At 63.1% G+C, this 23,321-nt stretch carries 21 protein-coding genes and 1 pseudogene; 14 read left to right on the top strand and 8 right to left on the bottom strand.

Going from position 1 to position 23,321, the window contains the following annotated elements:
* Together JWP26_RS08610 and JWP26_RS08605 are read left to right on the top strand one after the other, a co-directional pair.
* Positions 1–435: pseudogene (locus JWP26_RS08610) on the top strand (NAD-dependent epimerase); the annotation flags it as partial.
* An 18-nt stretch (positions 436–453) separates the two neighbouring features.
* The gene (locus JWP26_RS08605) at positions 454–1,578 is read left to right on the top strand and encodes an NAD(P)-binding domain-containing protein (RefSeq protein ID WP_299725815.1); all 1,125 of its coding nucleotides are present in this window, start codon (positions 454–456) and stop codon (positions 1,576–1,578) included.
* Between the two features lie 11 nt (positions 1,579–1,589).
* Here the strand turns inward: JWP26_RS08605 and JWP26_RS08600 are convergent, their stop codons facing one another.
* From JWP26_RS08600 to JWP26_RS08580, 5 genes are read right to left on the bottom strand one after another with little or no spacing between them, the layout of a single operon-like run.
* A complete protein-coding gene (locus tag JWP26_RS08600) occupies positions 1,590–2,579 on the bottom strand; it encodes a hypothetical protein (protein ID WP_299725812.1) in 990 nt (329 codons plus the stop codon).
* Positions 2,576–3,682 (bottom strand): GNAT family N-acetyltransferase, encoded by a 1,107-nt coding sequence (locus tag JWP26_RS08595; protein ID WP_299725809.1) that lies wholly within the window; start codon positions 3,680–3,682, stop codon positions 2,576–2,578. The genes JWP26_RS08600 and JWP26_RS08595 overlap by 4 nt, the downstream gene beginning before the upstream one ends.
* Positions 3,669–4,868 (bottom strand): hypothetical protein, encoded by a 1,200-nt coding sequence (locus JWP26_RS08590; protein ID WP_299725807.1) that lies wholly within the window; start codon positions 4,866–4,868, stop codon positions 3,669–3,671. Before JWP26_RS08590 ends, JWP26_RS08595 begins: the two co-directional genes overlap by 14 nt.
* A complete protein-coding gene (locus tag JWP26_RS08585) occupies positions 4,865–5,740 on the bottom strand; it encodes a ThiF family adenylyltransferase (protein ID WP_299725805.1) in 876 nt (291 codons plus the stop codon). Before JWP26_RS08585 ends, JWP26_RS08590 begins: the two co-directional genes overlap by 4 nt.
* Positions 5,737–6,666, bottom strand: coding sequence for a hypothetical protein (locus tag JWP26_RS08580; RefSeq protein WP_299725803.1), 930 nt, complete (start codon positions 6,664–6,666; stop codon positions 5,737–5,739). The genes JWP26_RS08585 and JWP26_RS08580 overlap by 4 nt, the downstream gene beginning before the upstream one ends.
* Positions 6,667–6,841: 175 nt before the next feature.
* Here JWP26_RS08580 and JWP26_RS08575 point away from each other — a divergent pair, with 175 nt between their 5' ends.
* Positions 6,842–7,993 (top strand): AbrB family transcriptional regulator, encoded by a 1,152-nt coding sequence (locus JWP26_RS08575; RefSeq protein ID WP_299725800.1) that lies wholly within the window; start codon positions 6,842–6,844, stop codon positions 7,991–7,993.
* Between the two features lie 5 nt (positions 7,994–7,998).
* On the opposite strand, the gene JWP26_RS08570 is transcribed toward JWP26_RS08575, so the two are convergent.
* Entirely contained in the window at positions 7,999–8,919 is a 921-nt protein-coding gene (locus JWP26_RS08570; protein WP_299725797.1) for an AraC family transcriptional regulator, read from the bottom strand.
* Between the two features lie 85 nt (positions 8,920–9,004).
* Between JWP26_RS08570 and JWP26_RS08565 the strand changes: the two genes are divergently transcribed.
* Positions 9,005–9,703, top strand: coding sequence for an alpha/beta hydrolase (locus JWP26_RS08565; protein ID WP_299725794.1), 699 nt, complete (start codon positions 9,005–9,007; stop codon positions 9,701–9,703).
* Between the two features lie 65 nt (positions 9,704–9,768).
* Here the strand turns inward: JWP26_RS08565 and JWP26_RS08560 are convergent, their stop codons facing one another.
* Together JWP26_RS08560 and JWP26_RS08555 are read right to left on the bottom strand one after the other, a co-directional pair.
* Positions 9,769–9,936, bottom strand: coding sequence for a Thivi_2564 family membrane protein (locus tag JWP26_RS08560; RefSeq protein WP_299725791.1), 168 nt, complete (start codon positions 9,934–9,936; stop codon positions 9,769–9,771).
* A gap of 181 nt (positions 9,937–10,117) precedes the next feature.
* On the bottom strand, positions 10,118–10,531 hold the full coding sequence (locus tag JWP26_RS08555) for a hypothetical protein (protein ID WP_299725787.1): 414 nt from the start codon (positions 10,529–10,531) through the stop codon (positions 10,118–10,120).
* 387 nt (positions 10,532–10,918) lie between these two features.
* Between JWP26_RS08555 and JWP26_RS08550 the strand changes: the two genes are divergently transcribed.
* The 10 genes from JWP26_RS08550 to JWP26_RS08505 all read left to right on the top strand — a co-directional run bounded on the left by JWP26_RS08550 (position 10,919) and on the right by JWP26_RS08505 (position 23,041).
* Positions 10,919–11,944, top strand: a complete 1,026-nt coding sequence (locus JWP26_RS08550) for a hypothetical protein (protein WP_299725784.1) — start codon at positions 10,919–10,921, stop codon at positions 11,942–11,944.
* Positions 11,945–12,173: 229 nt separating this feature from the next.
* Positions 12,174–13,232: a LacI family DNA-binding transcriptional regulator gene (locus JWP26_RS08545; RefSeq protein WP_299725781.1), complete on the top strand. Its 1,059-nt coding sequence runs from the start codon at positions 12,174–12,176 to the stop codon at positions 13,230–13,232.
* Between the two features lie 2 nt (positions 13,233–13,234).
* On the top strand, positions 13,235–14,203 hold the full coding sequence (locus JWP26_RS08540) for a sugar ABC transporter permease (protein ID WP_299725778.1): 969 nt from the start codon (positions 13,235–13,237) through the stop codon (positions 14,201–14,203).
* Positions 14,203–15,102, top strand: coding sequence for a carbohydrate ABC transporter permease (locus JWP26_RS08535; protein ID WP_299725775.1), 900 nt, complete (start codon positions 14,203–14,205; stop codon positions 15,100–15,102). The genes JWP26_RS08540 and JWP26_RS08535 overlap by 1 nt, the downstream gene beginning before the upstream one ends.
* A gap of 43 nt (positions 15,103–15,145) precedes the next feature.
* Entirely contained in the window at positions 15,146–16,573 is a 1,428-nt protein-coding gene (locus tag JWP26_RS08530) for an extracellular solute-binding protein (protein ID WP_299725772.1), read from the top strand.
* Between the two features lie 82 nt (positions 16,574–16,655).
* The gene (locus JWP26_RS08525; protein WP_299725769.1) at positions 16,656–17,825 is read left to right on the top strand and encodes an ADP-ribosylglycohydrolase family protein; all 1,170 of its coding nucleotides are present in this window, start codon (positions 16,656–16,658) and stop codon (positions 17,823–17,825) included.
* Positions 17,826–17,847: 22 nt separating this feature from the next.
* On the top strand, positions 17,848–19,947 hold the full coding sequence (locus JWP26_RS08520; RefSeq protein ID WP_299725766.1) for an ADP-ribosylglycohydrolase family protein: 2,100 nt from the start codon (positions 17,848–17,850) through the stop codon (positions 19,945–19,947).
* Between the two features lie 9 nt (positions 19,948–19,956).
* Positions 19,957–21,015, top strand: coding sequence for an ABC transporter ATP-binding protein (locus JWP26_RS08515; protein ID WP_299725763.1), 1,059 nt, complete (start codon positions 19,957–19,959; stop codon positions 21,013–21,015).
* On the top strand, positions 21,015–22,220 hold the full coding sequence (locus tag JWP26_RS08510; protein WP_299725760.1) for a CoA transferase: 1,206 nt from the start codon (positions 21,015–21,017) through the stop codon (positions 22,218–22,220). Before JWP26_RS08515 ends, JWP26_RS08510 begins: the two co-directional genes overlap by 1 nt.
* Entirely contained in the window at positions 22,220–23,041 is an 822-nt protein-coding gene (locus JWP26_RS08505; RefSeq protein WP_299725757.1) for a CoA ester lyase, read from the top strand. The genes JWP26_RS08510 and JWP26_RS08505 overlap by 1 nt, the downstream gene beginning before the upstream one ends.
* The last annotated feature ends 280 nt before the right edge of the window (positions 23,042–23,321 follow it).

Below are 23,321 nucleotides of genomic sequence, written 5' to 3'. Positions count from 1 at the left end.
CCGGGCAAGCCCAACAAGGCGGCCTCGGGCTTTTTCTCGGGCATTCTGCGCGAACCACTGAACGGGCAGGAAGCAGTACTGCCGGTAGCCGATAGCGTGCGCAACTGTTTTGCCATCCAGCGCGCCGCCGTCGGCTTCCTGCTCCATGCCGCAACGCTGGACACGGCCCAGCTTGGCGCCCAGCGTAATCTCTCCATGCCGGGCATTAGCGCTACCGTGGCCGAGGAGATCGCCGCGCTCGAACGCGCCGCCGGCCCCAAGGCCGTCGCCCTGATCCGCCGCGAACCCGATCCCACCATCGTCAAAATCGTCGACGGTTGGGCGCAGGATTTCGACCCGCAGCGCGCCATCGCCCTCGGCTTCACGGCCGATGCGGACCTCGATGCGCTGCTGGCCGTCTATATCGATGAGGAACTGGGCGGCAAGATCGGCTAGGTCCGGGACAGGTTTGCCATGAGCGCCGATCAAGCAAATCCCCCGGCGGGCGGCCTTGAGGTCGCGCGCGTCGCCCTCAAGGTCGATATCGTGGTGATCGGGGCGGGGCAGGCCGGGCTGTCCTCGGCCTATCATCTGCAACGGTTGGGCCTGGCGCCGGCGCGCGGTTTCGTGGTGCTGGATCAATCGCCGCAGGCCGGGGGCGCCTGGCAGTTCCGCTGGCCGTCGCTGACGCTGAGCACCGTCAACCGCATCCACGACCTGCCGGGCATGAAGTTCGCCGATGCGGTCAATACCGAGGCGCAGGTGCAGGCCTCGGTCGCGGTGCCCAATTATTTCGCTGCCTATGAGGAGAATTTCCACCTGCCAGTGTTCCGCCCGGTCAAGGTCAGCACAGTGGTCAACCGGGGTGAGCGGTTCCGGGTGGAGACCGACGCCGGCAATTTCTCGGCGCGCGGCATCATCAATGCCACCGGCACATGGGAAACCCCGTTCATTCCCGATTATCCCGGTGCCGCGTCGTTCAGGGGCCGACAGCTCCACACCCGCGATTATCGGCAGGCCGCCGATTTCGCCGGCCAGCGCGTCTTGATCGTTGGTGGCGGCATTTCGGCCATCCAACTGCTCGACGAGATTTCGCGCGTGGCCACCACCACCTGGGTGACGCGCCGGGAGCCGGTATTCCGCGAGGGCGAGTTCAGCCCCGAGGACGGCCGTGCCGCCGTGGCGCTGGTCGAGGAACGGGTGCGCCGGGGCGCACCGCCCCATTCGGTGGTCTCGGTCACCGGCCTGCGGCTGACGCCCGCCATCGCGGCGATGCGCGCGCGCGGCGTGCTCAAGCGGCTGCCGATGTTCAGCGAAATCACCGAAACCGGGGTGAAATGGGCCGATGGCGCCACGCAGGATTTCGCCACCATCCTGTGGTGCACCGGCTTCCGTAGCGCGCTCGATCATCTGGCGCCGCTGGCTTTGCGCGAGCCCGGCGGCGGCATCAAGATGACCGGCCGGCTGGCCACGCAGGTGGTCAACGATCCGCGCCTGCATCTGGTCGGCTACGGACCCTCTGCCTCCACCATCGGCGCCAATCGCGCCGGGGAGGCGGCGGCGCGAGAGTTGATGACCTATCTGGGGCTACTGCCGTAGCCGGGCGAGCTCTAGCTTGTCGCAATCAGCGCCGCGGCCGGCAGGCGTTCGCGCTTGAGCGATTGCCCCGAGGGCACCAGGCCCGTGCGCCAGGCGGTGATCAGCCGGCGATCATCGGCGAGGCCATAATGCGCGCCGATTTCGGCGGCGGCATCGGGATCGTCGGCCAGCACCGACATCGGCCAGGTCTGGAAGCCGCGCGCCGATAGCTCCAATTGCCGGCGATAGAGCGCGCGTCCGGTATCGATCGGGCTTTCGTCGACGGGGCGGTGAAACAACAGGATAGCCGTGGCGCTCATGGTGCGGCGGTGCTCGGAAATCAGGCTGCCGATCACGCCGGTCCGGTCCAGCAGGCCGAACAGTGGATCGCGCAGCACATGGCCGGCGCCGAACGCCTCGAAGCCCGACATGCCCAAAGCGGGCGCCGATAGTCCATCGATGCCGAAGCGCGGATCGTCAGGCGATAGCCGCATCCAATACAGCAGTTCATTGCGATAGGCGGCGTTGCGATAGAAGGCGAGGCTGGTCCGCTCGTTGAGCGCTGAGATGAAATTGACTTCCTCGGCCGCGTCGACGCGAGTGATATCCTCATGCCGCTCGGACCAGGCGACCAGCGCCCGGGCGTTTTCCCAGGACGCTCGCGCAAACCCCTTCCGCCAGGTCACGCGATGCGGCATCTGCACAACCAGCGGATCGCCCTCGGCGCCCGTTGTCAATTCGATACGCACGGCGGCGCGCAGGTTGGAATAGCTGACGCTGCCGAACCCGATGCCATGCTCGGCCAGCACGATGGCGCTGGCCTCCAGCGCCGCGCCCAACGACACTCGCAGATCGCGCCCCGTCACGTCGCCGACGGCGAGCTGGCGCGTCGTGTCGGTCAACAGCCAGAGCGCGCCGTCGTCCGCCAGCTTCCAGCGGGTCGGCTGGGTATTGTGCACGCTGGGCGCCTGGTTAGCGGCGGCCGCCAGTTGCAACAGGTCCGCCTGGGTGAGCCGGCTCATGCCAGCGCTTTGCGGAACAGATGATTGCGATGCAGCGGCTTGGCGTTCAGGTGTTCCATCAGGCGGTTGCTGCCCGCGTTCTCATCCCAAATCCAGGTGATGCCGAGCTGGCGATAGCCGGCTGCACGCATGATCGGCAGCAGATTGACCATCATGGCGCTCATCACGCCCTTGGCGTGCAAATCCTCGCGCACCGAGGCATAGACCACCAGGGCCCGCGTCCGCTTCAGGCGATTGACGAAGAAATGCCAGGGTGTGGACCACGAAATCCGCGATTTTGTCGCGCGGATGAACGGGTTCAGATCTGGAATCACCAGCGCAATCGCTGCCGGCTCACCCTTGTGGTGGATCACCGAGGTGATGCGCGGATCGATGATCCACTTGAGTTCCTTGGCCTGGAACTCGAACTCTTGCGCCGTCAGCGGCACGAACATCGGATTCTGGCCGAAACCGCTATTGAGCAGCTTGCGGGCATCCTCCAGTCGCTGCGGAATGGTGGCGCGGGTGACCTGGGCGAATTGCCAATCGGGCGAGTTGAGGATGTCCTGCTGCTTGGGGCCCAGTATGGTGGACGGATCGAAGTCATCCAGATCGACCTCGAAGGTGCGCATCGGGAAATAGGCTTCGTAGCCGTTTTCGGCCAGCAGTCGCGCGATATGGGGCGGGCTATAGACCTGGTCGACATATGGGGTGCCATCGAAGCCGTCGGTGGTCACGCCGATCTGCTGCATTGCCGTCAGGTTGAAATTGCCCGCGATGGTATCAAAGCCGCGTTGGCGGCCCCAGTTCTCGGCGGCGCCGAGCAGAGCCTTTGCCGCCTCGGCATCGTCGGCGCAGTCGAAATAAGCGAAGTAGGCCGTTTTGGTTTTGTAGAGTGTGTTGGACGCGGCATGCACATGCGCGCCGATGCGGCCGAGAATTTTGCTACCCCGATGCACGGTGAAGAGCGAAAAATCCGCGGCATTAGCGAAGAGCGGATTGACCCCGGCAGCGTAGAAGCGCCGCAGGTCGGATCGCATCGGCGAGACATAGGGCGTGCCCTCGCCATAGACGGCGAATGGCGCCTCGAAGAATGCGTCGAAATCGCCTTCACGCAGCTCCATGATTGTCCTTTCGGGTCGAGACCAGCATGGCCATGGCCTGCACCAGCGCGAGTTCGGTTTCGATCGCCGAATTGCGGCCCACCGACGGGATGGTGGCGGCCGCCAGGATCAGCGGCGTCGCCGAGAGCGCAATCAGGTGGGTGGCATCGTATGTCGTCAACAAGCTGTCGAGCTGCTGGCGCGTATCGTCGAGGAAGACGGGTAGGTCTTTGCGGCTAAGCACTGGTTTGCTGGCGAAGGCGATGCGCAGGGCCGCCGTGTCGAAATCGGTCAGTTCATCATCGTCGAGCACGCGCGAGCCTTGCAGGGGCGAGCCTTCGGCGACGCTGGCGATAAAGCGGCGGACATCACCGGTATCGGCGGTTACCAGGGCCTTGAGCACGTCGTCGCGGCGCGACTCGGCGAAGGCGCGGACGGCCTCGTTGAGCACCAATGCCAGGATGCCGGTGCACAGCGCCATGGCGGAGACCTGGATCAGAAAACCCCAATCCATCTGCGACATGCTGGTCGCGGCAGCGCCGATGATCAGCGCCAGAACGGCGGTGACCACGAAGGCCAAACCCGCTTCCTGCCGCCCCGTCGTGGCGCCGCTGGGGCCGATGGCCATCCAGCAGAAAAACAGGATGGCGACGCCTGAAGCCCGGATCGGCACGAACTGCTCGAATATCCCGAAATCGCTGGCGAGGAAGACAACCAGCACCGGTAGGGCGAAGCGAACACGAGCGATGACGCGTTTTTCCTGCTCAGTCAGGCCGTCGCTGCCAATCCAGGCGAGCAGGTAGACCGCCGCAAAGCCGGCGAGCTGGAAGGCCAGCAGGAAATAGACCGGGAAACCCAGGGGGCTGAAAATCGCAAAGACCGAAAACACAACGCCGCCTGCCAGTGCCGCATATTTGAGGATTTGTGGGGCGTGACGGCGCTGCAGGCCTTCGATGACCAGTAGTGCGGCCAGTGGAATCCAGGCTGCGCAGAGATAGTTCAAAACCTCGAAAATACCTGGACGCAGGTTCCAGAACAGCAGCCGCGTCGCCAGCAGGGCAGCCACCAGCCCCAGCGCGAAGATGAACCGGGCGCTCAGCCCGTCCGGCGTAGAACGTGCACGGATCACCGCGATGGCGGCCAGCGTGCCCGCCAAAGCGGTGGCCGAGACGACGCTATCGGCAATAAGCGAGTGCTGGATGGTCACGCGGCGCCCACCAGCTTGGCGATCTGCCGGCGCGCGATCGGCGTGATGATCGCCGAGAGCAGGCCCGGCAGCGGGCGCTCGACCTTGCCCTCATAAGGGTTGAAGAACCAGCCGCGATAATCGGTTTTGGTGGTTTGGCCGAGGATGATGGCGATGGTCTCATAGGCCATCAGCATGCCCGTCGTGATCACCATCGGCGCGAACGACATCCGCTTGCGCTTGCCCGCCGCCATTTCGCCGGCCAGTTCCATGTCGATATATTTGCGCGCCGACGAGTGCACCATGACATGCTCGATCTCGGCCATGAACGCCGCGCTCCGTTGCTCCGTCGTCAGTGCATTCCACGCCGTGCCGATCGTCGGATAGCCCAACCGCTCCTCCGGCATCGGATCGCCCGGCCGGGTGACATAGACCGAGGGCAGCGACGACGCATAGGCGTCAATCACGGCTTTCCCCGCCGCCCGCGCGGTGCGGTAGAGCAGCAGGCTCGCCGCCAGATCGTCCGTGCCGTTGATGGTCACCGCGCTGGTCGCGACACTCTCGCCCACATGGTCCGGCCATTCGTCCTTATAGACCATGGTCTCGATGTCCGGATTGATGGTCTTGACGATCCCCGCGGTGGCTTCGGCCTTGTGCTGCCCCACCGTATCCATGAAGGCAAACACCTGCCGGTTCATGTTGCCGATTTCGAACGTGTCGATATCGGCCAGGATCAGCTTGCCGACGCCCGCCCGGGCCAGCGCCAGCACCGCCGCGCCGCCCATGCCGCCGGTGCCGCAAACGAACACCGTGGCGTTGCGCAGTTTCTCCTGACCTGCCGCATCGACGAAGCCCAGGTTGCGGTTGGTGAAATCGGCATAAGAAAAGCTCATGCCTTGCTCCTCGCACGCAAACGGCCAAATTCGCGCGTCGCATCGAGCCACTGGATCACCGGCAAAATCGCCCGCTGGACCAGCGCCATGATCGACGCGACAGCAACCAGCCCCAGCGCGCCCTTGGGCACCATGTCGGTCAGGTAGCGCCGCGCCGCCGGCAGGTCGAGCTTGCCGATCTGGATCACGTCATCGCCGCGATTGTAATCGAGATGTCGCTGGCAGAACGTTTTGAACAAGTCCTTGCGGTGCTTCTGGGCGACATCAAAGCTCTTCTTGAGATTGTCCGAGCCACCCGTATAGGCATTGCGGATGATGAATTGCTGCTCGTCAAACTCGGCTTCCGGACCCACGCCGAACACGTAGCGATGCGCCCGCAGGATCTGCCGCGCCAGCACCAGGTGGCGGAACTTGCGCGGCCCGCCTCCGGCCGGATCGGGGTAAACCTCCGAAAACGTCTCCGTCACCATGCCCACCACCGCGGGCACCTGCGTGACATTGGAAATCCAGATCGGTCGCCCCTGATTGCGGATGAACAGCAGGAAGCACGTCAACCCATACAGCACCCAGGACAACCCCTTGCTGCGCTGGTCGGGATCGACCATCACCAGGCCCAGATGCAAAAGGTCCACCGGCCGCCCGTCCAGCTCCAGCGGGATCACCGGCAACGCATTGAAGGCGATCGGCGCGCCGCTCTTGCTGTCGGTCACCAGCGTGATGAATGTGCTTTCCAACCGCGATTTATCGCCGGAAAAGATGCCGTATTCGAGGTCCTTGTCGGCCAGGGTGCGCGAGGCGATCTGGCGCAGCTTGCCCACCAGTGCCGCCAAGGCCTCGGGCTTCATCCACAGTCCGGGGCGCTCGATGATGCGCATGCGCCGGCTCTGGCCGACGGGCAGGCTCAGATCGAGATAGTGCCGTTCCATGCTGCCGGATCGCCATTTTTGAAGCGCTCGCAGATGGATAGCAGATTGGAGGCCCGGCGCAATTCCGCTATGCAATTCCATCGGCTTTTGGCGGTTGAATGTGACCGCGCAAGCCGCTACCACGCCAGCATTGATCCTTCCAAAGGCCGAGTTTTTTGGGCCCCCGAGTCCCGCCATGTCCGCATTATTGGAGCCGTCGCGCCGTTTCGCCATCGGAGGGCGGAGCCGGCCTGTGCAGGGCGCGGCACTGCTCGCCCTGTCGGTCATCTTCATCGCCATCCTGGAACTGGCCGGACTGCCCGCGGCGCTGTTCCTCGGCCCGATGGTGGCGGGCATCGTCATCGCGTCGGCCGACGGCACGGTGCGGGTGCCGCCCAACCTGTTCGTGCTGTCGCAAGGGGTGATCGGTTGCCTGATGGTGCGGGCGCTGCCCGCCTCGGTGATCGGCGAGATCGCCAAGGACTGGCCGATTTTCGCCGCTGGGGTGCTGGCTGTCATCGTCGCCGCCAACGCCATCGGCCTGGTGCTGACGCGGCTGCGCGTGCTGCCCGGCACCACCGCGATCTGGGGCGCGTCGCCCGGCGCCGCGACGGCCATGATCATCATGGCCGAGGCCCATGGCGCCGATTTCCGGCTGGTGGCGCTGATGCAATATATCCGCGTGGTGTGTGTCGCCATCGCGGCGTCGCTCGTCGCGCGCATCTGGGCCAATGGCGGGGGCAGCGGGCCGCCGCCGCCACCGGTCGAGTGGTTTCCGGTCATCGTCTGGGTGCCGCTGATGCAAACCCTGGCGCTGGCTTTTGTCGGCGCCATTCTGGGCAAGCTGCTGCGGCTTCCGGCGGGCTCCATGCTGCTGCCCATGATCGTCGGCGTGGTGCTGCAAAATACCGGCATGATCCAGATCGAACTGCCGCAATGGCTGCTGGCCATCAGTTATGCCATCGCCGGCTGGTCGATCGGGCTGCGGTTCACGCGCGATATTCTCCGCCACGCCGCGCGCGTCTTCCCGCAAATCCTCGCCTCCACACTGCTGTTGATCGCCATCTGCGGCTTGTTCGCTGTCCTACTGGTGATGTTCGCCGGCGTCGATCCGCTTACGGCCTATTTGGCGACCAGCCCCGGCGGCGCGGATTCGGTGGCCATCATCGCGGCGTCCAGCAAGGTCGACGTGCCCTTCGTCATCGCCATGCAGACGGCGCGCTTTCTCGTCGTGTTGATGACCGGCCCCAGTCTCGCCCGGTTGATCGTCCGCCTCGCCGGCGTCTCGGATGCGCCGCCGCCCAAGGTCATGGATATGACACCCGCGCGAGACCCGCTCGACACCTGAACCGCCTAGTCGGGCCGTGTGGTGCGCCGGTGCTCGCGGGGTGTCTGGCCGAAGGCGCCGCGAAAGGTGCGGGTGAAGTTGGAGCCGTTTTCATAGCCGACCCGCGCCATGATTTCGGCAATGGGCAGGCCGGTATCGCGCAGCAGCGATGAGGCGGCGCGCATCCTGAGCCCGATGACGTATTGGCGCAGGCTCTGCCCGGTCAGAGCGCGAAAGCGCTGATTGACCTGGGTTCGGTTGCTGCCGCACCAGCGCGCCACGTCGTCCAGCGTGAATTCGGTATTGAACCGCTCGTGCACGAACAGCAGCGCCTGATCCAGCCGATCATCGGAAGCCACCGCCGTTAATTGCTGCACCTGCGGATTGGCAACGCGCAGTTGGAACAGCAGTTCGATCAGCCAGGAGCGGGTGCGGCAGGGCCAATGCGCGTCGATCTGCGCCGCGCCCTCGGCCCCGACCCGGCCCAGCGCGTCGCCGATGCGCTGATGCAGCGTGGCCGACAACAGCAGCGGTCGTCCGACTGCTTCCGGTTCGAGAAAGCGCCGCAGCAGATAGGCGTCCTGCTCCACCGTGCCGTCGAATACCGGCGTGGCGCGCAACAGGCGAGGCGTGAACAGGCTGTTGATGACGCCGGGTTCGAAGAACAGCGCCTCAAGCACCAGGCTCTGCTGGCGGATGATGGAAGGGCGGATGACATCATCGAGCAGGATCACGGCCGGCGCCGCAACCATCACCGGGCCATTGGGGCCCTCGATCAGCCCGGTGCCCTGCGCAATATGGATCAAGCCGTAATGGCCGGCAAACGCTCGCGCCGGATCGTATTGTCCCAGTGCAACGGGCAGTTGGTAGCCGGCGAAGAACTGCCGGCCGACAAAGATCGATGGGGCAGCGGCTGGCGTCATGGCGGAGCGGTTTCCATTCCGCATGATATCTAGTCCATCCCGGCGTGGTTGCGAAGGGCGCCCCGCCCGAGTGTCCGTCGGCGGCAAGCCTGCCGCAGAGGAGGACAGCATGGATTTTCGACCCGCTCTTTTTTCGCTGCTTGCGATCGCCGCTACGACCGTGATGCTCAGCGCACCGACTCTGGCCGCCGAGGCCAAGGTGGTTGCTTTTACCAGTGACGACGGCGTCGCTCTTTCGGGCCTTTGGTATGGGGACGGCGACAATGTGGTCATCCTGTCCCATCAATACGATCTGGACCAGGCGGCCTGGGCCGATGTGGCCAAGAACCTGGCCGATCAGGGCTATGGGGTGCTGACCTATAATTTCCGCGGCTACAAGCCATCGGGAGGGGTGCAGGATATCGGCGCCATCGGGCAAGATCTGGATGCGGCGATTGCCTTTGTGAAGGCCGGCGGCGCCACCAACATGGTGCTAGTCGGCGCCAGCATGGGCGGCATCGTCACCGTGCCGGCTGCGGTTGCGGCCAAGCCCTTGGGTTATGTCACCCTGTCGGCGCCGCTGGGGTTTGCGGGGCTGGCGGCTGACGATGCTTCGCTATCGACCTCCACCGCCTCCAAGCTGTTCATCAATACCGAAAACGACACTTACATTGCCGATACGCGGCATATGTTGGAAGTTGCCGCTGAACCCAAGGCGCTGGAAATCTATCCGGGTGGCGAACACGCCATGTCGATGTTCCCGGCGGCTCACGGCGCCGAAGCCAAGGCGCGCATCGTCAAGTTCATCAATGATGTGATGCCGCTCTAGGGCGCTAAAAACATTCGGCCCCGTCCATTGCTGGACAGGGCCGATATGCGGCGCTGTGACGGCGCCTAGAAAACGGCGAGGTATTTCAGCAGCGAAATGATGCCGATGACGATCACCACAATCTGCAGGATCTGGCGAATGCGCGCTTCGACGGGCAGGCGCTGGACCAGCCACAGGATGAGCACGACGACGAGGAAGGTAATGAGAATGCTGATGAGGACGGACGTGCCCATTGCGGGTCTCCATGGTGACGCTACGATCACATAACGTGGACGCACGGGGTTCGTTGCCTGGGTCCGGATAAATCATACGCGAAGCGTAAGCGTTGCCGTCGCTCGCCCGTCCTTGACGGTGGCGTTGCTTGTCTGTCGGAAGGCACGTCCCCATCGAACGCCGCAGCAGGGTCGCTACGGGTTAACCCTGGATGCCATTTTTGCGCAGCGCATCGAGTGCCGCCTGCGGGCCTGAACGGCGCTGCCGCAGCACATCGATGACATGCACGGTGTGCTCCTGCACCGATTGCCAATAGCGCACCTGGTCTTCAGCCAGTGTCTTGTCCTGCTCGGCCTTGGCGATTTCGGCATCGATCAGCCCCACCCGGTCGAGATAAGTGGCAGCGTCCTGTTCGGCGCTTCTGAGGTGCTGCTGAACTTGCCGTTGCGCCCGTTCCACCAAATCTGGAAGTTCGACGGTTTTCTTGGCGGTCATCGCCTGCAGGTGAATACCGCTATCGGCATGGTCGTCCGACCCGTTTTCGATGTCGCTACCGTTGGTCGGCACGGGCTTGCGCGATCCGTTGCTTTTCGGCACACTATGAATATCAGGCATTTTCGGCATCCTTTCGCGTAAAGGCCAAGTGCTTGCTAGGGGCAGACGCAAAGAGCAAGTTGTCCCATAACAAGACTCGAGAATGCCGCAGTTAACGAATTGTTTCGAATCATTTTTTCTGGAAAAAGGAGCTAGCTTCTTTTTAGTCAAGTGGCGACTGCGGTGTTTCCTCAGGTTAGTTTCTGATGGCGCCCTAATCCGGCCGGTTTAGAAGTGGCGGCATCGGAGTGGCGCGCAAAGCGGCGCCGTTCGTCAAACAGGTGTTGGCTGAACAGGTCATGAAGAAATGGATCAGCCGGGGTTAAGGCCCTCGAGGGCAGTTGTTATATTGGGCGGGCGATGGTTTACGTGCAACCGAGGCGCCCCATTCATATTATGGAGACTTCCGTGACACTCAAATCGCTTTATCTCCTTCCCCTTCTGGTCATGGCCCCCGTTGCGGCGTTTGCCCAGGCGGCCCCGGTTCCCTCCAGCGTGACCTTTGCGGTGGCAGCGGCCATGCCGACGCTCAAGGATTCCTCGCGCAAGGACACTTTCGCAGTCACGCTGGGCGATGCCCAGGTGAAATCGCAGATCCAGTTGACCTGCTCGGCTGGCCACACCTCAATGCTGATCATGCGCGAGGACAAAGCCTGCGCGGTCGCCGGCAATGGCTCGATCGTCAATCCGGCCAACCAGGCGCTGCTGCCGCGCACGCAATATGCCGGCGGCTATGTGGTCAAAAGCGATGGTTCGACTGATGGCTCGACCCTCTCCATCAATTATCTGGCCCTCGGCAAGGTCGCGCCTTCGACCGCCGCATTCTCGGGTTCGATGAACCTCAAGCCGGAAGTCACCTCCACCGGCGCTGCCGCTTTGGCCAGCACGGTGCTGGCCAAGATCAATACCGGCGGCGATAGCAAGCTGATCGACCAGCGTGTCGATACCGTCGACCTGTCGCGGCTGTTCGTGCCGTCGGCTGGCCTGCCGTCGGACCAGGGCTGCACCTGGTCGGGCAATATGGTTTTCGCCTACCAGACCGAGAGCTGGTTCATGGATTTGAAGGCCACCTGCGCCGAGAAGGAATATGTGCTCAAGGGCAATATGCCCTGGACCGACTCGCCCGGTGTCGAAGCCCAGACCCAGTATGACCTGACGTTGACCCTGCCATCGGCCGAAGCCACCAGCGACGATGCGCTTTTCGTCTCCGCCGATGCCAATAGCGACCTGTTCAGCGCCGCCGATGGTATCTCGGCGCAGATCATCATGAAGGAATCCAAGTACGTCACCGTCGATATCGATGGCGTGCCCACCGAAACCCCCTCGCAGGTCGATGCCTCGGGCACCTTCACGGGCACCAATGTTCCGGTCGAAGTTGTTCGCTCGCTGGCAACCTTGTTCGGCCTCCTGTCGTCGAACCTGTTCGGCGCCTGAACCATCTTTCGCTTGAATGAAGGCGGTCCGGAAGGGCCGCCTTTTTTTGTCAGCAAGAAGTCCAGCATGCTGGACGGTTTTGGGGGCTTGGAGGCCGATTTTGCCCAACAAGAAATCCAGCATGCTGGTGGATTGACACCTTCCCACTGGCTGCGGTAACGTTCCCACGGCGTCGGGAAATGGATCGTTCAGAGTCCGTGGTTTCGCAAACCGATGCAGGGATGAGGCAATGAGTTCGAGCCGCAATCGTCGGCCCACCATTATCGATGTTGCTGAACGCGCGGGTGTGTCCAAGAGCACCGCGGCGCGGGCGCTTGCCGGTTCGTCCAATATTACCGAAGAAACCCGCGAGCGGGTGCTGAAGGCTGCGGCGACAGTGGGTTACGAGCGCAATCACCTCGCGGTGGGCATGCGATCGGGTCGCTCAGGGCTGCTGGGCCTGGTCATTCCCGATATCACCAATCCGTTCTGGGCCGATGTTGCGCGAGGCGCGCAGGACAAGGCGGCCGAGAGCGGCGCGTCGTTGCTGGTGTTCTCCTCGGACTGGGATGTGGCCAAGGAAGCCGCGCATCTGGGTGCCTTGCGGCGGGCTCGGGTCGATGGTGCTATCATCAATCCGGTCGCCGATAGCTTTGACGATCTCGATCGTTTTGGGCTGCCATTCGTGCTTATCGGCTCCAGCGCCGAGCGCTTTGCCGAGACCTCGAGCGTCGGCTCCGATATTGCCCAGGCCGTGCAACTGGGCATGGATCACCTTGTTTCCAAAGGACATTTGGCGCCGAGCCTGATCCTGGGGCCTAAGAGCCGTTTGGCGCGGGCGCGGTTTCTGCGATCCGTCCATGAGCATTGCGTCGCTCGCGATATCGATCCGGCGATCTTGGCCGTCGAGGATGGCGAATATACTGTCGAGGGTGGGCGGATCGCGATGCGGCGCCTGCTGGAGCGGGCGCATGTGGGCCATGTTTGCGTCTTTGCCGCCAATGACATGATGGCGATCGGCGCCATGATGGCCGTGCGCGAAGCGGGCCTGCTCTGCCCCGAGGATGTCTCCATCATCGGCTTTGACGGCATTCCATCGGGCGAGTTCACCTGGCCCGGTCTCACCACCATCGCCAAGCCCGGTCGCGGCCTGGGCGAGCGGGCGGTTGAGGGTCTCTTCAACGAAATCGAACACCGACCGGAACACCGGCGGATCTATTTGCCGTGCCGGCTGATCGAGCGAGGTTCACTCGCCGACCTGTCCACGGCAGCCCCGCAGCGCGCTGCCGCGGGGGCAGGGAGGGTCTGACCATGGTTGCACAGAGCAAGCAAAGCACTTTGACGACTGCGGGCGGGAACGTTCCCAAGGCTAAAATCAGCCAGCATGCTGGATTTCTTCACGGAATCCGCCAGTGGTGGCCCTATTACGCGATGATGGCGCCGGGGATAATTTTTTTCCTGATCTGGCATTACGTGCCGATCTGGGAGGCCAAGATGGCCTTCGAACAGGTCCGCATCATTCCCCCTAACATCTGGGTGGGATTGAAGAATTTCCAGGCGCTGTTCTCTTCGCCAGTGTTCTACCAAGTGCTGGCCAACACCCTGATCATCTCCGGCATGAAGATCATTTTCGTCTTCCCGGTCCCCATCATGGTGGCGCTGCTGCTCAACGAAGTCCGCAGCGGCCCGCTCCGCCAATCCATCCAGTCCGCGATCTACCTCCCGCATTTCCTGAGCTGGGTGGTGATCGCCGGCGTCTTCGTCGCCTTCCTGTCGCCGACCGATGGCGCGGCGGGGCAGATCGCGCGGGGCGTGGGGCTGCAGCCGATCAATTATCTGACCAATACCGGCACGATCCGCTGGGTTTTGGTGTTCACCGAGATTTGGCGTTCGGCGGGGTGGGATAGCCTGCTTTATCTCGCCGCGATTATCTCGATCGATACCCAGCTCTACGATGCGGCCGAGATGGATGGCGCCAATCGCTGGCAGAAAATCTGGCACGTGACGCTGCCGGGGATCGTGCCGACTATCGCCACGCTGTTCATTCTCAACATGGGCATGTTCCTGTCGGCCGACCTCAACCAGGTCATCAACCTGCAGAACGACGTCAACGCGTCGACCATCGATATCATTGACACCTATGTGTACCGCATCGGGCTGACCACCGGCGAGTACTCGCTGGCGACGGCGGCCGGCCTGTTCAAGGCTGTGATCGGCATGGTTCTGGTGCTGGTTTCGCATCTCGTCAGCAAGCGCCTGACCGGCAAGGGAGTGTGGTGATGTTCGGAAACTCCCGCCGTACCCCGCTCGAACGTGCAGAATCTGCGATCATCATTTCGAGCCTCTTCCTGCTGGTGGTGTTCAGCCTGCAGCCGCTGCTGAACCTGTTGGCGTTGTCGCTGTCCGATCCGGCTAAGGTGGCCGGTTTCTCGGGACTGTCGATTATTCCGGATGGCTTTTCGCCTGATGTATGGCTGTTGCTACTGCAGCACCCCAATGTGCAGCGCGGGATTTTCAACTCGATCTGGATGACCGGCGCCAGCGTGCTGATCGGCACTTTGGGGACGGCGCTGATGGCGTGGGGCATGTCGCGGCCCAAGCTGCCGGGGCGGCGCATCATCTTCGTTCTGGTGCTGGTCACTATCGTCTTCGAGCCCGGCATCATCCCCGACTATTTCTTGATGAAGCATATGGGGCTGCTCAACAATCCATGGTCGGTGATCCTCTACAAGGCGATCAACGCCTGGTACCTGATCATCCTCATTCGCTTCTTTGAGGAAATTCCCGAGGAGCTGCTGGAAGCAGCCGAGCTCGACGGCGCCAACCCGTTCCAGACGTTCTGGATGGTGGTGCTGCCGCTGGCGAGGCCGGCGCTGGCGACCATTGCGCTGTTCTATCTCGTGTTCCACTGGAACGAGTTTTTCCGCGCCATGATCTACCTCAACGACCAGACCAAATGGCCGCTGCAGGTCGTGTTGCGTCAGTTCGTCATCGGCGGCGACAAGGTCGCCATTGTCGGCGCCGAGAACGCCAACAACAATATCGGCATCGCCCAGATCAACATCCGCGCCCTCAAGGCCGGGATGATCCTGATCACCATCGTGCCGATTCTCGCCATCTACCCGCTCATCCTCAAATTCTTCACTAAGGGCACCATGTCAGGAGCGCTCAAGGGATGACGGCCAATCCATGCAGCAAGCATAAACAGGAGGAACAATAATCATGCTTCGCAGAACTCTCATGCTCTCCACCGCCGCAATGGCCCTGGTTGGTGCGCTGGCCGTACCGGCCTTCGCCCAGTCGGTGCCGATCCGCATCGTCAGCAAGGACCTGCTGACCACCAACCCCGAAGACGTCAAGGAAATCGAGGCCATCGAGGCCGGGTTGAAGGCCGCCGGCACCGATGTTGACCTGCAAATCCTCGACCTGCCCGGTTCGGGCTATGCCGATGCGCTGAGCGTGCAACTGCTGTCTGGGGACATTCCCGACATCATCTATTTCCAGGGCGGCGACCAGAAAATGGCCGAACAGGGCATTCTCGAGGACCTCAATCCCTGGATCGAGAAGTATCCGAACCTCAAGGCGGCGCTCTGGCCGCACAATGTGGAGCGGCTGAAGAACTATCCTTACCTGCTCTATATCTATCCGCCGCGCGCACCGCAGCCGGTGATCCGCCAGGATTGGCTGGACAAGCTGGGCATGGCGCCGCCGACCACGGTGGAAGAATATGAAGCGCTGTTCAAGGCGATCCATGACGGCGACCTCGATGGCGACGGCACGCCGGGCAATACGCTGGGCCTGACCGGCTATGGCAATACCGCCGAACTCGATTCCATCTTCAACCAGGCCTTTGGCGTTACCGCCACCTGGATGAAGGATGCGTCGGGCGCCTGGGTCAATGAGCGCGTCACCGACGCCGAGAAAGCCAAGATCGAATACTATGCGCGTCTCGCCAGCGAGGGGCTGTTCGACAAGGAATATGTCACCAACACGTTCGACGTGAAGGAAGACAAATTCTACACCGGCAAGGCCGGCGTGATCTTCGGCTCGTCGCCCGAAGTGATCGACATCTATGGCGGCAAGATGAACCAGGCCCATCCGGGCGAGACCATCAAGCTGGCGCTGCTGCCGCTGCCCAAGGGTCCCGGCGGACGGGGTCTGGCGGCCGTCGATGTCAGCAAGGAGTCGCGTGGCTTCGCAGTGTCGTCGGTGTCCGAGCACAAGGAAGAGGCCGTCAAGGTGCTCGACTTCATGGCCTCCAAGGCGGGTCAGGATATCGACCGCATGGGCTTCGAGGGCGAGCAATATACCAAGGACGCGAGCGGCGCGGTGACCTTCACCGACAAGATCTCGACCTGGTATGCGCGCTTCTTCAACGCCGCCAACTGGACGGCGCCGACCCAGCAGCTTAGCCCCACCGCACAGGCCGCGCTCGACACCATCAAGGCCGGCTTCGTGGCCGACAATGCCTTCGTGTGGCCGTCTGATTACGCCGCCGACGTGGACGCCACCGAGCAGGTTTATCGCTCGTGGGTCGCCAAGTTCATCACCGGCGAAGCCAAAATAGACCAGTGGGACCAGTTCGTCTCCGAATACAACGCGGCCGGTGGCACCAAGCTGGCCGAGTATGCACGCACGGTTCTGAAGTAATCCGCGCGTGACCTGAACGATCCCCATCCCGGCCCTCCCTTCGGGGTGGGGGTCACCTTCGCTAAAGTTGAAAGACAGCCAAATGCCAAACTCCCTTCGCGGCCGGGTCCGCGCCATGCTGCACGGAATAGCCCTCGGCGATGCGCTCGGCGCGCCGGTGGAAAAGCTGTCGGCGGCCGATATCAGGGCGCGTTATGGCCGGGTGACCTCGCTGAATACGGCGTGGCACAAGATGAATCTGGACGCATCGGCGCGGAACGGGCGCGTACGCGGCAATGGCATCGTCACCGACGATACGCTGATGACGCTGGCGCTGATGGATATCTATGGTGATGTAGGCCGGCATCTGGACGCCTGGGACATGGCCGACGGCATGGTGCGCCAGATTGCCTGGACGCCGCGTTATGTGCCCGAATTGCAGCGCGAGGCAATGCTGATCGAGCGGCTGTTTTATCCGGAAAAATGGATTTTCCAGCGTCACCAGTTGAGCGCGTGTGATCCGCGCCAGGGCGGCGTGGGCAATATGGTGAACTGTGGGGCGGCAATGTACATCGCGCCTATCGGGGTGGTGAATGCCGCAGATCCGAAGGCGGCCTATGACGAGGCAATTGCCTTTGCGGCTGGGCATCAGGAAAGTTTTGGGCTGGAGGCTGCCGGGGTGGTGGCGGCTGCGGTGGCGGCGGCGTTCGTGCCGGACACCACGATAGAGGCCATTATCGATACTGTGCTGGCACTGACCAAGGACGGCACGCGGGCGGCCATTGTTGATATCGTTGGCGTGGCCAAACAGATGCGCGGCACCGGCGCCAGCCACGAGGCGGTTTGCGATGCGTTCCATGCGGCTATCGCGCCCTATTCCCCGATGGGCGACGACGTCAATCATGTGGCTGAAAAGGCCGGGCGGCTGACGGATGCCTATCGGCCGAGCCGGCTGAACGCGATCGAGGAATTGCCGCTCGCTTTGGGCTTTTGCTTGCTCAATGGCGGGGATTTCCGCCTGTCCATCGAGGATGGGATCAACTCAGGGCGCGACACCGATTCCATCGGCGTCATGGCGGGGGCGATCCTGGGGGCGATGCACGGGGAAAGCGTGATCGATGCCGAGGACCGCGCACTGCTGGACAGCGCCAACAAGTTCGACCTGACGGCTTCGGCCGATGCCTTCACCGCCACTGTCAAAACCATTCTCGATGCCGATCGCCAGGCCGCCGCAGCGCGCGACCGTGCGCGTTCGGCGCTGGCTTATTCCTGATTATTTAGACGAAAGACCGCTTATGCTCTCGGAAGTTCAAATCCTCGAAAAGATCTATGCCGGCTTTATCGGCAAGGCCATTGGCGTGCGCTTGGGCGCCCCGGTGGAGCCAACCATCTGGAGCTATGACCGCATCCAGAAGACCTATGGCGAGGTCACGCAATACCTGCGCGATTTCAAGAATTTCGCCGCAGACGACGACACCAACGGGCCGGTCTATTTCATCCGGGCATTGCGCGACTATGGGCTGAACGCCACTGCGGCCGACGTGGGCAAAACCTGGCTCAATTATGCCGCTGAAGAGCATGGCATGTATTGGTGGGGCGGCTTCGGCGTCTCCACCGAACATACCGCCTATCGCAACCTACGGGCCGGTATTCCTGCGCCGCAATCGGGCTCGATTGCGCAGAACGGCGCGGCGGTGGCCGAACAGATCGGCGGGCAGATTTTCATCGATAGCTGGGGCTGGGTGAATCCAGGCAATCCCGCCAAGGCGGCGCAGATGTCAGCGATGGCGGCGAGCGTGGCGCATGATGGCGACGGTCTCAATGGCGCGCGGTTCTGCGCGGCAGCCATCGCGGCGGCGTTCGAGGCGAGCAGCATCGACGAAATCGTGGCAGCAGGGCTGAGCACGATCGATGCCGGCTCGACCTATGCGCGCGTGGCGCAGGCGGTGATCGATTTCTTCAAGGCCAATCCGGATGACTGGCGCGCCTGCCGCGACATGCTGACGGCGGAATGGGGCTATGACCGCTATCCGGGCGTTTGCCACATCATCCCCAATGCCGGCGTGACCGTGATGGCGATCCTCTACGGCAAGGGCGACCTGCCGCGCACCGTCGAGATTGCGACGATGGCGGGCTGGGATACCGATTGCAATGCCGGCAATGCCGGCGCGATCGTGGGAACATTCCAGGGGCTGCAGCCGGGCTGGGACAAGTATCGCAAGCCGATCAACGATTTCCTCGTGGCTTCGGGCATCGTGGGCTCGCTCAATATCGTTGATATCCCGAGCTTTGCGCGGGAGCTGACGGTATTGGCGCTGCAACTGGCGGGCCGCGACGTGCCGGCCTTGTGGCTGGAAGACATGACGCGGCGCGGCGTGCGGTTTGATTTCGATCTGCCGGGGGCGACGCACGGCTTCCGCACCGAGGGGTTCAACCAGATTTCGCTCAAGGGCGGGACCGAGCGGCACACCGAAGACTCGCGCGGGTCGCTGGAAATCCAGCTCGATCGCCTGGAGCGCGGGCAGGGCGGGCGGGTGTTCTGGAAGCCGTTCTATCGCCGCAGCGACTTCGATGACGAGCGCTATCGCCCGATGTTCACGCCGCTGGTCGATGGCGGGCAGAAGGTCAGCTTCAAGCTGTGGCTCGATCCGTGGAATGGCGATGGCAATCTGCGCATTGCCCCCTATGTGCGCCGCACGATGAGCGGGGCGATCGAGGAGACGGGCGCCTGGGATGTGCCATCCAGCGACGGCTGGCAGCATTATGAGTTTGTCGTGCCGGAGGGTGACGAGGCGATCGACGAGATCGGCATTTCGATCGAGTATTTCGGGCGCCTCAAATATCTCGGCCGACTCTTCCTCGCCGATTTTACGGTCGGCGGCGCGGGCAGGACTGCCCTCCTGCCCGCGAAAGAAATCCAGGAATGGGGCGCGATTTCGCGCTTCACTTATAATCGCGGCCACTGGACCAAGCAGAATGACCGCATCCATGGGCATACGGCTGGGGACGCGGACATATGGACCGGGCACTATTACGCGCGGAACCTGACGGTAACGGCGGATGTGCAGCGCCTGTCGGGCGCGTCGCAACTGGTGACGGCGCGGGTGCAGGGGACCGGGCGGTTCTATGCTGCCGGGTTCGATGGCGACGAAGTGGTGATCCTCAAAGAGGACTTTGGCTCCACCGTGCTGGCCAGCGCACCGTTCGCGGTGGAGACGGGCAAAAGCTACGAGTTCAGCTTCGCGCTCAAGGGCGAGAAGCTGGTGTTCTCGGTGGACGGTAATGTGCTGCTGGAGGCGACGGATGCGTCCTACGCCTATGGCATGAGCGGGATTCGGCTGGCTTCGGCGGGGCGGATCAGCGTGGGGCGGATTGAGATCGTCGAAGAAGCCTAGGAGGACAAAATGTCTGAAATCGAGCTGAAGAACGTCGGCAAGAATTACGGCAATGTCAGCGTCCTGGACGACATTTCGCTGGAGATGGGGGACGGCGAATTCGTCGTCCTCGTTGGGCCATCGGGTTGCGGCAAGTCTACGCTGCTGCGGATGATTGCAGGGCTCGAGGATATCTCGTCGGGTCAGATCACCATTGGCGGCAAGGTGGTCAACAACATGCCGGCCAAGGAACGGGACCTGGCCATGGTGTTCCAGAATTATGCGCTCTATCCGCATATGAAGGTGGCCGCGACTATGAGCTTCGCGCTCAAGCTGGCGGGCGGCTCCAAGGCCGAGATCAAGAAGCGGGTCGATGAGGCGGCGGAAATCCTGGGACTGGAGAAGCTGCTCGACCGGTTGCCGCGCGAACTTTCGGGCGGACAGCGGCAGCGCGTGGCGATGGGGCGAGCGATCGTGCGCAATCCGCGCGCGTTCCTGTTCGATGAGCCGCTGAGCAATCTCGATGCCAAGCTGCGTGTGAAGATGCGCGGCGAGATCAAGCGGCTGCATCAGCGGCTGGGCAAAACCATGATCTATGTCACCCATGATCAGACCGAGGCCATGACTATGGCCGACACAATCGTGGTGCTGAATGGCGGCAATATCGAACAGGCCGGCGCGCCGCTGGAGCTGTACAACAACCCGGTCAATCTGTTCGTCGCCAGCTTTATCGGCTCGCCCGAGATCAACCTGTTCAATGTCGGGTATGATGGCGGCACGGCGATGACGTTGGTGGGCGGACAAAAGCTGCCGCTGGGAACGCCGCTTGAGGTGACCGCGGGAACCGGCATCGTTTATGGCATCAGGCCGCAGCATATTACGCTGGCCGAGACCGGCGTTCCTGCGACGGTTCTGGTTGTCGAGCCCACCGGTGACGCGCAGGAAGTGCTGGCGCGGATCGGCGATCAGGACGTCTCCATCGTGGTGCGTGACCACAAGCTGCTCAGCCCGGACGAGACCATTTATCTGCATATCGATCCGGCCAAGGTGATGCTGTTCGAAAAGACCGCCGGTACGCGGTTGCGTTGATGCACGGCGAGGCAAAGCATTTCGACCCGGCCGCCAAGGGCCCGCTGAGCGGCATCCGCGTGCTGGACCTGTCGCGGTTGATGGCGGGCAATATGCTCAGCCTGCAACTGGCTGATTTCGGCGCGGATGTGGTCAAGGTGGAGAGCCCCGATGGCGATCCTTTGCGTGACTGGAAGGATGATGGGCACTCGCTGTTCTGGAAGACCTACGGGCGCAACAAGCGTTCGGTGGCGCTGAACTTGCGGCATGCTCCGGCGATGGATGCGCTGTGGGCGATGATCGATGGGGCCGATGTCTTCATCGAGAATTTCCGGCCAGGAACCCTGGAAACCATGGGCCTGGCGCCCGAGGCTTTGCTGGCGCGCAATCCGGATTTGATCGTGGTGCGAATATCGGGGTTCGGGCAGACCGGGCCTTATGCGCAATTGCCGGGGTTTGGCACCATTATCGAGGGCATGAGCGGGTTTGCCGACCGCACGGGGTTTCCCGATCGCGAGCCGGTGCTGCCGCCGCTGGCACTGGCGGATATGATCGCCGGGATTTACGGCGCGTCGGCGACCACGATGGCGCTGTTTGCCCGGCAGGCGGGGACGGCGCGGGGGCAGGTGATCGACCTGTCGCTGCTGGAGCCGATGTTTTCCATTCTGGGGCCGGAAGCGGCCATTCATCACGTGACCGGCAAGATCAAGCAGCGTGCCGGCAGCGCCTCCAATACCGCCTCGCCGCGCAATGTCTATCACTGCGCCGATGGGAAATATCTGGCGCTATCGGGTTCGACTCCGGCGGTGGCACGGCGGATTTTCGAGACGATTGGGCGGGCGGACATGAATGATGATCCGCGTTTCGCGACCAATTCAGACCGGGTGAAAAACCGGGGACTTGTAGACGCGGCGATTGGGGTATGGTTCGCCGAGCGCGACAGCGCCGAGGCGCTGGCGATCATGCGCAAGGCCGGGGCCACCGTGGGGCCGATCTACAATATCGCCGACGCGCTGGCGGATGCGCATTTCGATCAGCGCGAGATCATCGTCGATGTGGACGATGCGCAGTTCGGCACGCTGCCGATGCACAATATCGTGCCGCGACTTTCGGCAACGCCGGGCGTGTGGCGGTTGCCGGCGCCGGAGCTCGGCCAGCATACGAATGAGGTTCTGGCCGAAGCCGGGCTGGACGAGGCGGCGATTGCTGCGGCGGTGACGTCGTGATGCGCTCGCTGCTCTATGTGCCGGCCAGTTCGGAGCGGTTCATCGCCAAGGCGCATGAGCGGGGTGCGGACGCGATCATTTTGGACCTTGAAGACTCCGTGCTGCCTGCGGACAAGCTATCCGCAAGGGCCGCGTTGGCGGAGGCGGTTCCGGCGGTGGGGCGTAATGGCGCCAAGGTGTTCGTGCGTATCAATGCCGATGCGGACTTGATGTTTGCTGATGCCGAAGCTGCATGCCGCGCGGGGGCTTACGGGCTCTATGTGCCCAAGGCGCGGGAGGCGCAGACTTTTGCCGATCTGGCGGCGTTCCTGCATCCGATCGAGGTGCCGTTGCAACGCGCCGCAATGGTGTTCGTGGCGCTGATCGAGGACCCCGGTGCGGTGCTGGACGCGCGGGTGATCGCTCGGGCGCCGCGTGTCATCGGATTGAGCGCGGGCGGCGAGGATTTGGCGCTGGCGCTGGGGGCCGAACCGATGCCGGAGGTGCTGCGACTGCCCAAGCTGCTGATCCACTATGCGGCCAAGGCGGAGGGACTCTTGTCGTTTGGCATGCTGCGTTCGACGGCGGATTATGCCGACCACGAGGCGATCACCGCGGCGGCGCGCGAGGCGCGCATGCATGGGTTTGACGGGGCGACTTGCGTGCATCCGGCCGTGGTGCCGCTGCTCAATGAGGGATTTTCGCCGAATGCGGCCGAGCTGGATTGGGCCGAACGAGTGGTGGATGCGGCGCAGGCGGGCGCGGGAAGCTTTGTGATTGACGGGCGGATGGTGGACGCGCCGGTGATCGCGCGGGCGCGGCGCATGCTGGGGACGGAATAGGACGTCACATCTACCACCGGCCCTTCCCCCGGGCTTGACCCGCGGGACTTCCGCCGCTTGTGCCGGGTTGAGGGCGGCCCGCGGGTCAAGCCCGCGAGAAGGGCGGTGGGTGGGGGAGATAGTGCGAGAGGCCGATGTATCTCAGATAGGGTGGCTCTTGCATTATCGGTCAAGTTTGCGCGAGCCTGCCGGTCGCCAGGGCGTGGATGGTCGGTTTGTCTGGCGCAATTTCCTTTGGAGCGGTAGAGACTTGGGTGAACCGGGGTTGCGATAGACCCTG

It is taken from the genome of Devosia sp. (assembly GCF_028290435.1).
Taxonomy (GTDB): Bacteria; Pseudomonadota; Alphaproteobacteria; order Rhizobiales; family Devosiaceae; genus Devosia.
The sequence above is the reverse complement of the archived record's forward strand: the minus strand, read 5'-3'. Positions and strand labels throughout refer to the sequence as shown.

Excerpts from the sequence above, each read along its gene's own strand:
- JWP26_RS08605 (WP_299725815.1), top strand. The coding sequence starts at position 454 with ATGAGCGCCGATCAAGCAAATCCCCCGGCGGGCGGCCTTGAGGTCGCG.
- JWP26_RS08600 (WP_299725812.1), bottom strand. The coding sequence starts at position 2,579 with ATGAGCCGGCTCACCCAGGCGGACCTGTTGCAACTGGCGGCCGCCGCT.
- JWP26_RS08595 (WP_299725809.1), bottom strand. The coding sequence starts at position 3,682 with ATGGAGCTGCGTGAAGGCGATTTCGACGCATTCTTCGAGGCGCCATTC.
- JWP26_RS08585 (WP_299725805.1), bottom strand. The coding sequence starts at position 5,740 with ATGAGCTTTTCTTATGCCGATTTCACCAACCGCAACCTGGGCTTCGTC.
- JWP26_RS08580 (WP_299725803.1), bottom strand. The coding sequence starts at position 6,666 with ATGGAACGGCACTATCTCGATCTGAGCCTGCCCGTCGGCCAGAGCCGG.
- JWP26_RS08575 (WP_299725800.1), top strand. The coding sequence starts at position 6,842 with ATGTCCGCATTATTGGAGCCGTCGCGCCGTTTCGCCATCGGAGGGCGG.
- JWP26_RS08570 (WP_299725797.1), bottom strand. The coding sequence starts at position 8,919 with ATGCGGAATGGAAACCGCTCCGCCATGACGCCAGCCGCTGCCCCATCG.
- JWP26_RS08565 (WP_299725794.1), top strand. The coding sequence starts at position 9,005 with ATGGATTTTCGACCCGCTCTTTTTTCGCTGCTTGCGATCGCCGCTACG.
- JWP26_RS08560 (WP_299725791.1), bottom strand. The coding sequence starts at position 9,936 with ATGGGCACGTCCGTCCTCATCAGCATTCTCATTACCTTCCTCGTCGTC.
- JWP26_RS08555 (WP_299725787.1), bottom strand. The coding sequence starts at position 10,531 with ATGCCTGATATTCATAGTGTGCCGAAAAGCAACGGATCGCGCAAGCCC.
- JWP26_RS08545 (WP_299725781.1), top strand. The coding sequence starts at position 12,174 with ATGAGTTCGAGCCGCAATCGTCGGCCCACCATTATCGATGTTGCTGAA.
- JWP26_RS08540 (WP_299725778.1), top strand. The coding sequence starts at position 13,235 with ATGGTTGCACAGAGCAAGCAAAGCACTTTGACGACTGCGGGCGGGAAC.
- JWP26_RS08535 (WP_299725775.1), top strand. The coding sequence starts at position 14,203 with ATGTTCGGAAACTCCCGCCGTACCCCGCTCGAACGTGCAGAATCTGCG.
- JWP26_RS08530 (WP_299725772.1), top strand. The coding sequence starts at position 15,146 with ATGCTTCGCAGAACTCTCATGCTCTCCACCGCCGCAATGGCCCTGGTT.
- JWP26_RS08525 (WP_299725769.1), top strand. The coding sequence starts at position 16,656 with ATGCCAAACTCCCTTCGCGGCCGGGTCCGCGCCATGCTGCACGGAATA.
- JWP26_RS08520 (WP_299725766.1), top strand. The coding sequence starts at position 17,848 with ATGCTCTCGGAAGTTCAAATCCTCGAAAAGATCTATGCCGGCTTTATC.
- JWP26_RS08515 (WP_299725763.1), top strand. The coding sequence starts at position 19,957 with ATGTCTGAAATCGAGCTGAAGAACGTCGGCAAGAATTACGGCAATGTC.
- JWP26_RS08510 (WP_299725760.1), top strand. The coding sequence starts at position 21,015 with ATGCACGGCGAGGCAAAGCATTTCGACCCGGCCGCCAAGGGCCCGCTG.
- JWP26_RS08505 (WP_299725757.1), top strand. The coding sequence starts at position 22,220 with ATGCGCTCGCTGCTCTATGTGCCGGCCAGTTCGGAGCGGTTCATCGCC.